The sequence below is a fragment of the Alloactinosynnema sp. L-07 genome (genome assembly GCF_900070365.1).
Taxonomy (GTDB): domain Bacteria; phylum Actinomycetota; class Actinomycetes; order Mycobacteriales; family Pseudonocardiaceae; genus Actinokineospora.
Window position 1 is genome coordinate 5,069,034 of the sequence record NZ_LN850107.1, and the last position, 12,926, is coordinate 5,081,959.

At 68.7% G+C, this 12,926-nt stretch carries 18 protein-coding genes; 7 read left to right on the top strand and 11 right to left on the bottom strand.

Annotation, left to right across the window (positions count from 1 at the left end; all coding sequences use genetic code 11):
* Positions 1-275: 275 nt before the first annotated feature.
* From BN1701_RS22660 to BN1701_RS22675, 4 genes are all read right to left on the bottom strand, one after another.
* Positions 276-1,088 carry an exodeoxyribonuclease III gene (locus tag BN1701_RS22660; RefSeq protein WP_054056052.1) on the bottom strand — a complete coding sequence of 271 codons (813 nt, stop codon included), beginning with the start codon at positions 1,086-1,088 and terminating at the stop codon, positions 276-278.
* A gap of 18 nt (positions 1,089-1,106) precedes the next feature.
* The gene (locus BN1701_RS22665; protein WP_231949675.1) at positions 1,107-1,415 is read right to left on the bottom strand and encodes an SH3 domain-containing protein; all 309 of its coding nucleotides are present in this window, start codon (positions 1,413-1,415) and stop codon (positions 1,107-1,109) included.
* 168 nt (positions 1,416-1,583) lie between these two features.
* Positions 1,584-2,804 (bottom strand): NADP-dependent isocitrate dehydrogenase, encoded by a 1,221-nt coding sequence (locus BN1701_RS22670; RefSeq protein ID WP_054051990.1) that lies wholly within the window; start codon positions 2,802-2,804, stop codon positions 1,584-1,586.
* A 96-nt stretch (positions 2,805-2,900) separates the two neighbouring features.
* Positions 2,901-3,467 carry a GNAT family N-acetyltransferase gene (locus BN1701_RS22675; RefSeq protein WP_054051992.1) on the bottom strand — a complete coding sequence of 189 codons (567 nt, stop codon included), beginning with the start codon at positions 3,465-3,467 and terminating at the stop codon, positions 2,901-2,903.
* A gap of 56 nt (positions 3,468-3,523) precedes the next feature.
* Here BN1701_RS22675 and BN1701_RS22680 point away from each other — a divergent pair, with 56 nt between their 5' ends.
* The gene (locus tag BN1701_RS22680; RefSeq protein WP_054051994.1) at positions 3,524-4,366 is read left to right on the top strand and encodes a metal-dependent hydrolase; all 843 of its coding nucleotides are present in this window, start codon (positions 3,524-3,526) and stop codon (positions 4,364-4,366) included.
* On the opposite strand, the gene BN1701_RS22685 is transcribed toward BN1701_RS22680, so the two are convergent.
* From BN1701_RS22685 to BN1701_RS22695, 3 genes are all read right to left on the bottom strand, one after another.
* The gene (locus BN1701_RS22685; RefSeq protein ID WP_054051995.1) at positions 4,363-4,623 is read right to left on the bottom strand and encodes a hypothetical protein; all 261 of its coding nucleotides are present in this window, start codon (positions 4,621-4,623) and stop codon (positions 4,363-4,365) included. The genes BN1701_RS22680 and BN1701_RS22685 overlap by 4 nt on opposite strands.
* A 196-nt stretch (positions 4,624-4,819) precedes the next feature.
* Positions 4,820-5,233, bottom strand: a complete 414-nt coding sequence (locus BN1701_RS22690) for a type II toxin-antitoxin system VapC family toxin (protein ID WP_054051998.1) — start codon at positions 5,231-5,233, stop codon at positions 4,820-4,822.
* Positions 5,230-5,469 carry a hypothetical protein gene (locus BN1701_RS22695; protein ID WP_054052000.1) on the bottom strand — a complete coding sequence of 80 codons (240 nt, stop codon included), beginning with the start codon at positions 5,467-5,469 and terminating at the stop codon, positions 5,230-5,232. The genes BN1701_RS22690 and BN1701_RS22695 overlap by 4 nt, the downstream gene beginning before the upstream one ends.
* 47 nt (positions 5,470-5,516) lie before the next feature.
* Between BN1701_RS22695 and BN1701_RS22700 the strand changes: the two genes are divergently transcribed.
* The 4 genes from BN1701_RS22700 to BN1701_RS22715 all read left to right on the top strand — a co-directional run bounded on the left by BN1701_RS22700 (position 5,517) and on the right by BN1701_RS22715 (position 8,305).
* A complete protein-coding gene (locus tag BN1701_RS22700; protein ID WP_054052001.1) occupies positions 5,517-6,089 on the top strand; it encodes an HhH-GPD-type base excision DNA repair protein in 573 nt (190 codons plus the stop codon).
* Positions 6,090-6,102: 13 nt separating this feature from the next.
* A complete protein-coding gene (locus BN1701_RS22705) occupies positions 6,103-7,482 on the top strand; it encodes a serine/threonine-protein kinase (RefSeq protein ID WP_054052003.1) in 1,380 nt (459 codons plus the stop codon).
* Positions 7,483-7,524: 42 nt separating this feature from the next.
* On the top strand, positions 7,525-7,713 hold the full coding sequence (locus BN1701_RS34550; RefSeq protein WP_082859998.1) for a DUF1918 domain-containing protein: 189 nt from the start codon (positions 7,525-7,527) through the stop codon (positions 7,711-7,713).
* A 211-nt stretch (positions 7,714-7,924) separates the two neighbouring features.
* Positions 7,925-8,305: a bacteriophage spanin2 family protein gene (locus BN1701_RS22715; RefSeq protein WP_054052007.1), complete on the top strand. Its 381-nt coding sequence runs from the start codon at positions 7,925-7,927 to the stop codon at positions 8,303-8,305.
* Between the two features lie 62 nt (positions 8,306-8,367).
* Here BN1701_RS22715 and BN1701_RS22720 read toward each other — a convergent pair whose 3' ends face one another.
* On the bottom strand, positions 8,368-8,772 hold the full coding sequence (locus tag BN1701_RS22720) for an SsgA family sporulation/cell division regulator (protein ID WP_054056054.1): 405 nt from the start codon (positions 8,770-8,772) through the stop codon (positions 8,368-8,370).
* Between the two features lie 266 nt (positions 8,773-9,038).
* Here BN1701_RS22720 and BN1701_RS22725 point away from each other — a divergent pair, with 266 nt between their 5' ends.
* Positions 9,039-9,665 carry a hypothetical protein gene (locus BN1701_RS22725; RefSeq protein ID WP_054052008.1) on the top strand — a complete coding sequence of 209 codons (627 nt, stop codon included), beginning with the start codon at positions 9,039-9,041 and terminating at the stop codon, positions 9,663-9,665.
* A 51-nt stretch (positions 9,666-9,716) separates the two neighbouring features.
* Here the strand turns inward: BN1701_RS22725 and BN1701_RS22730 are convergent, their stop codons facing one another.
* Positions 9,717-10,700 (bottom strand): malate dehydrogenase, encoded by a 984-nt coding sequence (locus tag BN1701_RS22730; RefSeq protein ID WP_197672134.1) that lies wholly within the window; start codon positions 10,698-10,700, stop codon positions 9,717-9,719.
* Between the two features lie 278 nt (positions 10,701-10,978).
* Here BN1701_RS22730 and BN1701_RS22740 point away from each other — a divergent pair, with 278 nt between their 5' ends.
* Positions 10,979-11,767 (top strand): helix-turn-helix transcriptional regulator, encoded by a 789-nt coding sequence (locus BN1701_RS22740; RefSeq protein ID WP_054052014.1) that lies wholly within the window; start codon positions 10,979-10,981, stop codon positions 11,765-11,767.
* On the opposite strand, the gene BN1701_RS22745 is transcribed toward BN1701_RS22740, so the two are convergent.
* A complete protein-coding gene (locus BN1701_RS22745) occupies positions 11,768-12,004 on the bottom strand; it encodes a DUF3017 domain-containing protein (RefSeq protein WP_054052015.1) in 237 nt (78 codons plus the stop codon).
* Between the two features lie 58 nt (positions 12,005-12,062).
* On the bottom strand, positions 12,063-12,917 hold the full coding sequence (locus BN1701_RS22750; RefSeq protein WP_197672135.1) for a bifunctional methylenetetrahydrofolate dehydrogenase/methenyltetrahydrofolate cyclohydrolase: 855 nt from the start codon (positions 12,915-12,917) through the stop codon (positions 12,063-12,065).
* Positions 12,918-12,926: the final 9 nt, after the last annotated feature.

A 12,926-nucleotide genomic window follows, 5' to 3' on the forward strand; every position in this document is an offset into this window, starting at 1 on the left:
GCGCCGACGAGTTCGGGCACACCAGGACCGAAGTACCCCGAACGGCCTACGCGGAGGCAGGCCACCGCGCCGCGGCATGGCAAACAGCAAGCGTCACGCAAGGGGCCAAGATCAACGGCCCGTTTGGGTGGTTCGCCTTGATTTGGGGTGAATGGGCCTAAACTTTCGGCGCGGGTGGGCTTCACCTAGCCCACCTTTTAGACCCGCGCAGGCCCATTCGAGGGGCCCCAAATCAAGGCGAACCACCCAAACGGGCACCCAGGCACATCTCGCCGTCACTGATCCCCAGCCATGGGCCAGTCATAGGTGATCGTCACCGGAGCATGGTCCGACCAACGCTCCGCATAGGAAGGCGCCCGCTCAACGACAGCGGTCCGCGCCCGTACCGCCAGACCAGGCGTCGCGACCTGATAGTCGATACGCCAGCCGGAGTCGTTGTCGAACGCCTTGCCCCGGTACGACCACCACGTATACGGCCCCGGCCCCTCCGGCTCCAGCGTCCGCTGCACGTCCCGGTACTCGGTGAAGACCTGCCCCATCCACGCGCGCTCGCCCGGGGTGAAGCCGGAGTTCTTCCGGTTCGTCTTCCACGCCTTGAGGTCGATCTCCTGGTGGGCGATGTTCCAGTCGCCGCACACGACCACCTCGCACCCGCTCGCCGCTGCCTTCTCGCGCAGTTCGGTGAGGTAGGGCAGGAAGGTGGCCATGAAGCGCTCCTTCTGCTCCTGCCGCAGCGTCCCCACGTCGCCGCTGGGCAGGTACAGGCTGCCGACGGCCAGGCCAGGGAACCAGGCCTCGACGTAGCGGCCGCTGGCCTCGAACTCGGCGACGCCGTGGCCGACGCGGACGCTGGTGGGCTCCTGGCGGGCGTAGATCGCCACGCCGTTGCGGCCCTTGAGCACTGTCGAGTCGGCGTGCGCGGTGTGCCAGCCCGCGGGCGCGGCCAGGTCGTCGGGCAGGTCGTCGGCGGTGGCGCGGACCTCCTGCAGGCACACGACATCAGCCGGGGTGGCCGCGAGCCACTCGACGAAGCCCTTCTTGGCCGCGGCGCGCAGGCCGTTGACGTTGATCGTGGATACCGTCAGCACCCGCACACCCTACGGGGATCAGCAGGTGCGGCCCGGCAGCGCCTGGAGGAAGTCCGTCGACGCCCAGCGGTTGGCGGCGAGCTGGCGGTAGCCGTTCCGCACGACGGTGTCGGCGTCGGTTTCCGCGCCTTGCTTGAACTTGCCGACCACGCCCGCGTGGATATCGGGGGCCGCCCGAACGTTCAGGACGTCGGCGGTGACCGACATCCGGCACTTCGCCGCGCCGCTGGTCGGGGAGCTTCCGTTGGCGTCGCCGCCGACCGAGTACATGTAGGCGACGGCCACCACGGCACCGCCGATCAGCACAGTCTTGGGCACCAGCAGCACTTCGCACGCTCCTTGTCGCGGTACTCCTGGTTCCACGGTCCCGCATCCCGCAGCCGCGGCGCCAGTGATCAGCCGGGAAACACCCGTCGGAGCCAACGACGGCGACGCAGCGTCACATAGACAGCGAGAAGCCCCCCGCCGCGGGGCGAGGGGCTTCCCGAACGAGTGTCAGCCCGCCATCTTCTTCTGCAGGTTCTCGTCGAGCGTGCCGAGGAAGTCCTCGGTGGTCTGCCATTCCTGGTCCGGGCCGACCAGCGCGGCGAGGTCCTTGGTCATCCGGCCGCTCTCGACGGTCTCGATGATGACGTTCTCCAGCGCGTCGGCGAAGCCGATCACCTCGGGGGTGCCGTCCAGCTTGCCGCGGTGCTTGAGGCCGCCGGTCCACGCGAAGATCGACGCGATCGGGTTGGTCGAGGTCGGCTTGCCCGCCTGGTGCTGGCGGTAGTGCCGGGTGACCGTGCCGTGCGCGGCCTCGGCCTCGACGGTCTTGCCGTCCGGGGTCATCAGCACCGAGGTCATCAGGCCCAGCGAGCCGAAGCCCTGCGCGACGGTGTCGGACTGCACGTCACCGTCGTAGTTCTTGCAGGCCCAGACGTAGCCGCCCTCCCACTTCATCGCCGCGGCGACCATGTCGTCGATCAGGCGGTGCTCGTAGGTCAGGCCCTTGGCGTCGAACTCGGCCTTGAACTCGGTGTCGAACACGTTCTGGAAGATGTCCTTGAACGAGCCGTCGTAGGCCTTGAGGATCGTGTTCTTCGTCGACATGTAGACCGGGTAGTTCCGGTTCAGGCCGTAGGCGAAGGACGCGCGGGCGAAGTCCTCGATGGACTTGTTGAAGTTGTACATGCCCATCGCCACACCGCCGTCGGGGCCGTAGTTGGCCACGACGTGCTGGATCGGCTCGGAGCCGTCCTGCGGGGTGAAGGTCATGGTCAGCTCACCGGCGCCGGGCACCTTGAAGTTGGTGGCCTTGTACTGGTCGCCGTGGGCGTGACGGCCGATGATGATCGGCTTGGTCCAGCCGGGCACCAGGCGCGGGATGTTGGAGATGATGATCGGCTCGCGGAACACCACGCCGCCGAGGATGTTGCGGATCGTGCCGTTGGGCGAGACCCACATCTTCTTGAGGCCGAACTCCTCGACCCGAGCCTCGTCCGGGGTGATGGTCGCGCACTTCACGCCGACGCCGTGCTCCTTGATGGCGTTGGCGGCGTCGATGGTCACCTGGTCGTCGGTGGCATCGCGGTGCTCGATGCCCAGGTCGTAGTACGCCAGGTTGACGTCCAGGTACGGGTGGATCAGCTTGTCCTTGATGAACTGCCAGATGATGCGGGTCATCTCGTCGCCGTCGAGTTCGACGACCGTTCCCTGGACCTTGATCTTGGCCATGAGCCGCGGTGCTCCTCTCGCCTTACTGCGCGCCTTCAAACGGTACAAGCGTACTGGTAACTGGACGCGCTTCGTATGCCTGTGTGCACACTCACCCTAGGACTCGGTCAGCTCACGCCATTCGTCGGCGAGCATCGCGTAGACCGCTTCGTCGGCCCAGCGGCCCTTGACGAACTCGTTCTGCTTGAACCTGGCCTCGAAGCGCATGCCGAGCCGCTCCAGCAGCCGCCCGGACGCCCGGTTGTCGGCGTCGAGCCTGCCGATGACGCGGTGCAGGCCGAGTTCGTCGAATCCGACCTTGAGCATCTCGACGGCGGCCTCACCGGCGTAGCCCTTGCCGCCGTGGTCGGGGTGGAGGGTGTAGCCGATCTCGCCGCCCTGGTGCTGCTCGCTCGTCCAGAGCAGCATGACGTCGCCGATCAGCTCGCCGGTGTCGGCGAGGGTGACGGCCAGCCGGAGGCCGTCACCCTCCTTGGCGAGCGAGGTCGACGTCAGATAGACGTGCAGCGCCTCCTCGGTCTCCTCGCGGGTGCGGGGCTCCCAGTAGAGGTACTTCGCGACGTCCTCGCGGGACTGGATCGCGTGCAGTGCGTCCAGGTCGTCCATGGAGAACTGACGCAGGACCAGGCGGCGGGTCTTGATGGGAAGCTCAGGGCGCGACACTCGGCCGAGGGTAGTCCTTCGTCGGGATTGACGGCCGCCCGTGATCGAATACCGCCATGGCCACCGGACCCACCCACGCGATGAGCGGCCTGGCCGCCTGGGCGGCGGTCACCGCCCTGGCCGCCGACACGGCGCTGGGCACACTGTCGATCAAAGGCTGGCTGGTCGGCGCCGTCCTGGCCACCGGGGCGGCGCTGCTGCCCGACCTCGACCACCCACAGTCGACGGTGTCGACCACCTTCGGCCAGGTCACCGCGGCCGGGTCGAAGCTGATCAACGCCGTCAGCCACGGGATCTACCAGGTCACCAGGACCAGTCGGGACAGCGACCGCGACGGCGGCCACCGCGGCTTCACCCACACCCTGGTCTTCGCCGCCCTGGCCGCCGTGATCACCACGGCCACCATCCAGACCAGCCGCTCCTGGGCGCTGCCGGTGCTCATGTTCTTCTTCAGCGGCCTCGCCGTGCGCGGCATCATGCACAAGTGGTGCCCCCGCAACGACGCGCTGTGGATCACCGGTACCGCCGTGATGCTCACCTACGCCTGTCTCAAATGGACAGACCGGACCGACGCCGACGCCGCGGCCTGCGGCGTCGCCGTCGCCATCGGCTGCATCGCCCACTACCTCGGCGACGCCATCACCGAGCAGGGCTGCCCGATCCTCTGGCCGGTCCCGATCGCCTGGCGCACCTGGTACCCCGTCGCCCCACCGAAGTTCCTCCGCATGCGCACCGGCGGCCGCGTCGAGATGGCCATGGTCGGCCCCTTGGTCACCCTGATCGCCGTCTGGGCGTCGGCGATCGCGCTGCACCGGGCAGGGGCCCTGCCGGTACTCGACGGGGTCAACCTGACCCCGTGGAACCTGATCGAGATGCCCGACTGGAAGTTCTGGGCCTAGCCAGGGTGCGCCCCGACGGCGTCGCGGATCTGTGACCCGAGTTCGGCGTCGGCGCTGTGGGCGCAGTGGGCGCAGCAGAAGAAGCGGCCCTCGACCTCGACCCCGTGGCCGAGGATGCGGCAGCGACAGTGCTCGCACACGGGCGCCAGCTTGGTGATCGCGCACTCGAAGCTGTCGAAGGTGTGCACCTGGCCACTGACCGTGCGCACCTCGAAGGCCATCCAGTAGTCGTTGCCGCAGGTATCACAAACCGCCATCCGCCCACTCCCTGTCCGTCGTGACGCCTGCCAGCCTGCGCCTGCCTCCACAGACCGGCAACCGGAACGGCGTCGGACCACATGGGATGCGCGCATTAGTTGTACGGTTCGGCTTCTTGCGCCCTAACCGCACAACCCACCGAACAAGATCGTCTCGGCGGCTGCCGACACCAGCCGGAGCCGGGGTCACGCGAGGTCAGTCTGGGAGGAGTGTGAACGCCGGGATGTGGTCTGGCCGAACCACGCTGAAATGCTTGCGGTCGAGCGTGGCTATCTCATGGACATCCAGTCGCTCGGCGACGGCGATCACACACGCGTCCACAGCCCCGATGGGCAGATCGGCGTATTTCTCCACCAGTTTCGCCGCCCGCACATAGTCGACCGGAAGTAGGTTGACAACCTGAAGTTCGCCCTCACCCAGGGCACTGAGGAAAAGCGCCTCAGCTCGACTGCCACGACGGCTTTCGAGAAGCTGGCAAACTTCGACGACAACTGGGGCGGGCACGAGAACAGGGCCCATATGCCCCTCAAGAAGCGCCAGGCAACGCTGATGGTGATCATCACGATCATTGGCCACCGCAACCAGTGGACCAGTATCCGTGATGATCACCCGGCGGACCGACGGTTGATCTCCCGAAGAATGTCCTCGGATCGCTCGGCGAAGTCGGGCTCAGCAGTCACACTGCCCGCGAATGACAGCCGCCGTACCTGCCGGTCCGGAGCGAAACTCGAACCGGAACCGGTGACGAGCTGCAACACGACAGCGCGCACGGCATCCGCCTGGACGGGATTCAACTGGTCGACGAGCTCATGAATGTCGTCGTACCGATGCGCCTCGGCTGTCATGTGCCCAGCTTACGGCAGGGCATACCGCCTCGGGGCATGATAAGGCCATGACCAAGCTCTGCATCGCCCAGAATCCGGAGGCGGACGCCCTGCTGGAGGAGAGTCCATTGGCCCTTCTCCTCGGCATGCTTCTTGATCAGCAGATCCCCATGGAGGTCGCGTTCGGAGGGCCGAAGAAGCTGGCCGACCGGATCGGCAAGATCGATGCCCGCACGTTCGCCGAGTACGACGCCGAGAAGTTCGCGGCCATCGCGGCCACCCCGCCCGCAGTGCACAGGTTCCCGGGGTCGATGGCCAAGCGGATCCAGGCGCTGTGCCAGTACCTCGTCGAGCATTACGACGGTGATACGCAGGCCATTTGGACCGATGGTGACCCGTCCGGCGCGGAGATCTTCAAGCGGCTCAAGGCGTTGCCGGGGTTCGGGGAGCAGAAGGCGAAGATCTTCATCGCCCTGCTCGGCAAGCAGCGCGGCCTCACCGCTGACGGTTGGCGCGAGGCCGCGGGGAGCTATGGCGATGACGGGGCGCATCGGTCGGTGGCCGACGTCGTCGATCAGGTCAGTCTGGGTGAGGTGCGGGCATTCAAGAAGGCCGCCAAGGCAGCGGCGAAGAACGGGTAGCTAGATTGCCCGCGTGCAGCCTCCCGTCATCCCCGGTCTGACGCTCGCGGGCCCGCTCGGCCAAGGCGGGTTCGGCACCGTCTTCCTCGCCCGTCAGGACCGCCTTGAGCGCGATGTCGCGGTCAAGGTCGACAATCGGGTGCTCGCGACCGAGCGCGACCGGATTCGGTTCCTTCGCGAGGCTCGGGCCGCCGCGCGGCTCTCGGGGCACCCGAATGTGGTCAACGTGTACGACGCCGGGGTGACGCCCGATGGCTGCCCGTACATCGTCATGGAGTTGTGCACGGGCGGGTCCCTCGCCGACGTGCAGGCCCGCGAAGGCGTCCTCGCCGTCGATCGGGTGATCGAGATCGGTGGGCAGTTGGCCGACGCGCTGGCGCACGCGCACGCGGCCGGGATCCTGCATCGCGACATCAAGCCCGCGAACATCCTGGTCAACGCGTTCGGGGCGGTGAAGCTGGCCGACTTCGGGCTGGCCGCCATCCTCGACGCGCACGCCGAGCACACCGTGACCGTCGGGGCACTGAGCCCCAACTACGCCGCGCCCGAGGTGTTCGCGCATGCGGCGCCGAGTCGGGCGGGGGACATCTACTCGCTGGGGGCGACCCTCTACACGCTGGCCAGCGGCAGGCGGCCGCGGGACATCCCGTGGCCGTCGAGCTCGCTGGACTCGCTGGTCGCCGCCCTGCGCGCGCCGGTCGCGCCGATCGAGCACGCGCCGCCGCTGCTCAACTCCGCCCTGCTCGGCGCGCTGGAGGCCGACTCCGGCAGGCGGACCCTCAGCGCCGAGCAACTGCGCGACGAGCTGCGGGGGCTGCTGCCGCCCCGGCGGATCACCCCCGCGGTCACGCCGAAGCGGCGGGCCGGGCGGATCGCCGCGGGCGCCGTGGCCGGGGTGGCGCTGCTCGCCGCGGGTTTCCTCGCGCGCGGGCTGGTCACCCCGGAGACCGCGGTAGCTCAGAACAGTCAGAGCGGGCAGAGCGCCGACACCAGCAAGAAGGACGCCGTCCCGCCGAAGATGGCCGACTGCGGCAAGGCCTCATTCTGCGTGACCGACGCCTGCTTCGGCGGGCTCGTCACCGTCGGCGACCGCGACGTGCAGGCCCGCGCCATCCCGTGCACCGAGCCCCACCCCAACGAGGCGTTCAGCGGCCTGTGGCTGTCGGACGAGAACGCCATCCTCAACGTCAGCCAGATCCTCGAACTGCCCGAGGTCAAAGCCGCGTGCTCAGCCGAAGTCATGAGAGAGCGAACCGAGACCGACGCCGACACCACCGGCTGGGAGATCGACATCATCCCGTCCGACGCGGGCGCACAGGGCCGCACATACCTGTACTGCATCGCGGGCCCGGCCGAGGGCGACAGCTCGCGCAGCGTCTTCACCGGTGGCTGACGCGCGCCGTCCCGCTTACCCTGATTCACCGGAGGTGGCCCCATGCGAGCAGCGGTAGGCGACCGACTTCATGTCCACGGTCGCAAGGTCGGCAATGCGGACGCTCTTGGTGAGATCGTTGAGGTGCGCGGCGCCGACGGCGCCCCGCCGTATCTGGTCAAGTTCGATGACGGACACCAGGGCCTGGTCTTCCCAGGGCCCGACTGCGAGGTCGAGCACGAGTCCCCCTGATGCGACTAGAGCTGTGTCCATGAGCGTTGTCGGGCTATCGGCGGATCCAGGTTTCCGCTGGGCGTGCCGCCGGAATGCCGCTCGTACTGGGTGTACTTGGGCGTTCCGGCGGTGCGGCCAGCGGGAAGCTGGGCCGTCGAGAGCCTGGCAACGTTCGTGGACACAGCTCTAGGTAGCCTGTGGCCCTCTTCGACTCCACAAGGGGGGCACCATGCGATCTCGGCTGGCGACCATCCTGGCCGCGGCGGTACTGACGGCTGGTCTGACCGCGTGCCAGCAGGTGCGCGAGGCCACGAGCGCGGCTGACGCGGCCACCGACAAGGCGAGCATCTGCCTTGAGGCGGTCCGGCTCGCGGGCTTCTACCCGGACGTCTCCAACCCTGACCAGGCGGTGAAGGACGCGGAGAAGACCGCGCAGGAGCTGTCCGCGCTCGCGGAGAAGACCGGCGACACGACGCTCAAGGACGCCATCAACGGCGTGTCGGACAAGATCGGGGCGCTCGGCCCCGGCTCGATCGACCCCGCGAACGTGGCGGCGTGGGCCAAGGAGAAGGTCGGCGCGGTCAACGCGCTGTCCCAGGCCTGCCTGTAATTACCGCTGGAAACACTGATGGCCGCCTGCCGAGTCGGCAGGCGGCCATCAGGTCCGCGGGATTACACGTTCGTGATTTCCTCGATCAGGGCATCGACGTCGAAATGATCGCTCTCCGCACCCAACGGAACGATCTTTGTGGTGGCCAGCAAGAACCGCTCCACCGCGTCGTGGTCCATTTCCAGCACCGCGTGCCCCTCCGGCGACTCGATCTCGAGCACCATGACCGACTTACCGCCGGAGAACTCCGGGCTGAGCCGCACGTCACCCTCGCCTGACGGGCCGATCAGCCCCGCGACCAGCAGGTCCCTCGCGAAGATCCACTCGACCCAGCGGTCCCGGTCGGTCTGGAACGCCGCGGTGATGGTGAACGGTTCGTCTGCCCGGTACGTCCACCGGGAGCGCACCGGGGTGCTGCCGCCATACAGCGAGATGAGTTGCTCAGTGTGCTGCGCGTTGGTGGTCATCTCGTCGCCTCCTGTTCCCGGTTTCCGCTCGTGGTTGTGCGAACCCGTCAGCTGGGAAACGTCGCGCTCGGCGGTCTGTGATGCCAAGACCTGCACATTCACGCGATCGGGGGACGAGGCCACGATCGGTATATACCCGTTTGCAGGGAGTTCGTAACGGGATCGGCACCTACGAGCTGTCGGTCCCAACAGGACACGAAACGCTGCCCTTCCTGCGGCCTTCCCATCCGCGACGGCGCCCCTGGCCAGGGGGTATTCCTCGATGTATGCGCTTCTCCAGATCGAACACCTTCTACGGCGACCCGCTCGACGACGTCTCGGGGTGGGCGGAGGTGATCACCCAGAACGTGGCGGCGCACCAGGTCAGTGCCACCGAGGCCGCCGTGTTCATGTGGCTGAGCCCCGAGGACAACACCTGGTGGTACGTGGAGGTGACGCTCGACGACTACCAGGCCGTCACCGCCGAGCCCATGGACATCGCCGAGGACGAACCGACCAACACCTACGCCCTCGACGACAACTGCTACTACTGCACCGCCGCCGCCCTGCGCGGCATCACGGTGGACAAGCTCATCACCGAGACCGAGCTGATGCAGTACGCGGGCGGCGCCACCGTCCCCGAGGTCGATGAGCTGTTCGCCGCGGCGGGCCTGTCCACCGCCTACACCGAGTACTCGACCTTCGACGAGGTCCAACAGGCCGTCGTCGCGGCCGCGGACGACAACGACAAGAAGTTCGCGCTGTGCTTCGTCCGCGCCGACGGGAGCGGCCACGCCGTCGTCGTCAGCAGGGAACAAGGCCAGACCAAGTTCCTCGACTACCAGCCCAGCGAGGCCGACGACGCCCACGACGACGTCAGCCAGGGCGCGACGTTCCTGCTCTACCCCCAGTGACGCCGAACGCCCGGCCGGAAGTCCCGGCCGGGCGTTGGGGAATCCAGCGGATCAGATAAGGCCGAGCTCCTTGACCGCGTCGCGCTCCTCGGCCAGCTCGGCGACCGAGGCGTCGATGCGGGCGCGGGAGAACTCGTTGATCTCCAGGCCCTGGACGATCTCGTACCGGCCGCCCGCGCAGACCACCGGGAACGACGAGATCAGGCCCTCAGGCACGCCGTACGAGCCGTCCGACGGGATGGCCATGGAGGTCCAGTCGCCCTCGGCGGTGCCGTTGACCCAGTCGTAGATGTGGTCGATGGCGGCGTTGGCGGCCGAGGCGGCCGACGAAGCGCCGCGGGCCTCGATGATGGCCGCGCCGCGCTTGGCCACGGTCGGGATGAAGGTGTCGGCGAGCCAGGCCTCGTCGTTGACGGCCTCAGCGGCGTTGCGGCCGCCGACCTCGGCGTTGAAGAGGTCGGGGTACTGGGTGGCCGAGTGGTTGCCCCAGATGGTCAGCTTCTTGATCTCGGTGACCGGCACGCCCAGCTTGGCCGCGAGCTGCGAGATCGCGCGGTTGTGGTCGAGGCGGGTCATCGCGGTGAAGCGCTCGCGGGGGACGTCCGGCGCGTGCGACGCGGCGATGAGCGCGTTGGTGTTGGCCGGGTTGCCGACCACCAGCACGCGCACGTCGTCGGCGGCACCGGCGTTGATCGCCTCACCCTGGGGCTTGAAGATGCCGCCGTTGGCCGCGAGCAGATCGCCGCGCTCCATGCCCGCGGCGCGGGGGCGGGCGCCGACCAGCAGTGCCACGTTCACCCCGTCGAACGCCTTCTTGGCGTCGTCGGTGATCTCGATGCCGCTGAGCAGCGGGAAGGCGCAGTCGTCGAGTTCCATCGCGGTGCCCTCGGCGGCCTTGACCGCCTGCGGGATCTCCAGCAGCCGCAGGTTGACCTGGGTGTCGGCGCCGAGCAGCTGCCCGGAGGCGATGCGGAAGAGCAGGGCGTAGCCGATCTGGCCGGCGGCGCCGGTGACGGTGACGTTGACGGGTGCCACTTGGCGGATCCTCCCGAGTAAGCGGACGTTGCGGTCTCAAGGAGAGACCGCTGGTTCACGGGCGCGTCCACGCGGCAGGCTGCCCTGTCAGCAGCGTCGCCCGGCACCCGGGAGGCTACCAAGCACCCGGGGGTCCGGACCGCGCGCGGTGAGAAGGGTCTCGACGGTCCCTATCGGGTGGTTCTGTGCCGACAGGCCCCTGAACTGCGTCATCAGCCCCTCCGCGCGGTCGATCATGAGCGCATCGGCGGGCCAGGCGGAGGGAATCACACCGGAACATGGTTATCGAACTGCTCGGCGAGGAGTTGCGCGGGCATCGGGAGGGGGCGGGGCTGAGCCTGGCGGAGGTGACCGTGCGGACCGGCATCAGCACGTCGAAGCTGAGCCGGATGGAGAACGGCCGCAAACCGCAGAAGTCCGGCGACGTCGACCTGCTCCTCAAGGTCTACGGCGTGCACGGCTCCCGCCGCGACGACCTGCTCGCCCTGGTCGACGGCATGGGCGGGGCGCAGTCGGCCACGCTGCGGGTGCTGGAGTCCAAGGCGACCATGCTGGTCGACTACGAGCAGGCCATCGTCCCGGCGCTGCTGCAGACCGTCCCCTACGCCCAGGCCGCGCTGCGCGAGGTCAGCATGATCGACGAGAGCTGCGTCGAGGAGCAGTACACCCACCGCCTGCGCCGTCAGGCCGTGTTGCGCCGGGCCCAGCCGCCGCGGTTCTTCGCCATCGTGGCCGAGTCGGCCCTGCGCGCGGCCGTCGGCGGCCGCGACGTCATGCGGGGCCAGCTGCGCTACCTGGGCGAGGCGGGGCGGAAGCCGAACGTGACCATCCGCGTGGTCCCCGACCTGCCGCACGGCCACCCCGGCCTCGGCGGACCGTTCCAGCGGCTGCAGTTCCGCGAGCGCGGCGCCGTGGTGGTGTTGGAGAACCGAACATCGACGGTGATCGTCGAGGACCTTGCCGAGGTCAAGATCTACGACCGGATCGTGGTCGAGCTGCTCAGTGTCGCGCTGAGCGAGGAGGACTCGCTGGCCATGATCGAGAGTCTGACCATGGCGCCCGCCTGATCAGCGCGAGAGCGGGCCACCCTCGATGGTCATCGCGACCGCGATCACCATCACGCCGAAGGCGGTGTAGGCGAGCACGTCGATAGCGCGGCTGCGGATCGCCACCAGGCCCGCCTGCTCGTCGCGCAGCAGCGCGCGCAGGCCCGCGGCCAACAGCAGCGCGAGGCCGATCCACACCGTTCCCTCACGCCAGTAGTACTGGGTGATCCGCACGAGCCCGACCACCACCACCGCCATCACCAGCGCGAACGGCAGATGGACCAGGGCGGGGTGCTTACCGGTGCGCGGCCCCCGCTCACGCGGACAGGTTCCGCTCCGCGGCGGCGACGGTGTTGCTCATGAGCATCGCGATGGTCATCGGGCCGACGCCGCCGGGCATCGGGGCCAGGAAGCCCGCGACCTCCCGCACGTCCGGGTGGACGTCGCCGACCAGGCCCGCGTCGGTGCGGGTGACGCCGACGTCGAGCACCGCGGCGCCGGGCTTGATCATGTCCGCGGTGATCAGGCCCGCGTTGCCCGCGGCCGCGACGACGATGTCGGCGCGGCGGACCTCGGCGGCGAGGTCCTTGGTGCCGGTGTGGCACAGGGTGACCGTGGCGTTCTCGCTGCGGCGGGTCAGCAGCAGACCCAGCGGGCGGCCGACGGTCACACCGCGGCCGACCACGGTGACGCGCGCGCCCGCGAGCGGGACGTCGTAGCGGCGCAGCAGCTCCACGATGCCGACCGGGGTGCACGGCAGCGGGCCTTCGTCGCCGAGGACGAGCTTGCCCAGGTTGACCGGGTGCAGGCCGTCTGAGTCCTTGGCCGGGTCGACCCGCTGCAGCGCGCGGCCCGCGTCGAGGTGGCCGGGCAGCGGGAGCTGGATCAGGTAGCCGGTGCACTCCGGGTTGGCGTTCAGCTCGTCGATGACGGCTTCCAGCTCGGCCTGGGTGGTCTCGGCGGGCAGGTCGCGGCGGATCGAGTTGAGACCGATCTTCTTGCAGGTGCGGTGCTTGCTGCGGACATAGGACTGGGAGCCTGCGTCGTCGCCGACCAGCACCGTGCCAAGGCCGGGAACCACACCGCGCGCGGCGAGGGCCTCGACCCGGCCGCGCAACTCGGCGAGGATCGCGTCACGGGTGGCATTGCCGTCAAGAATCGTCGCGGTCACGGGCCCCAT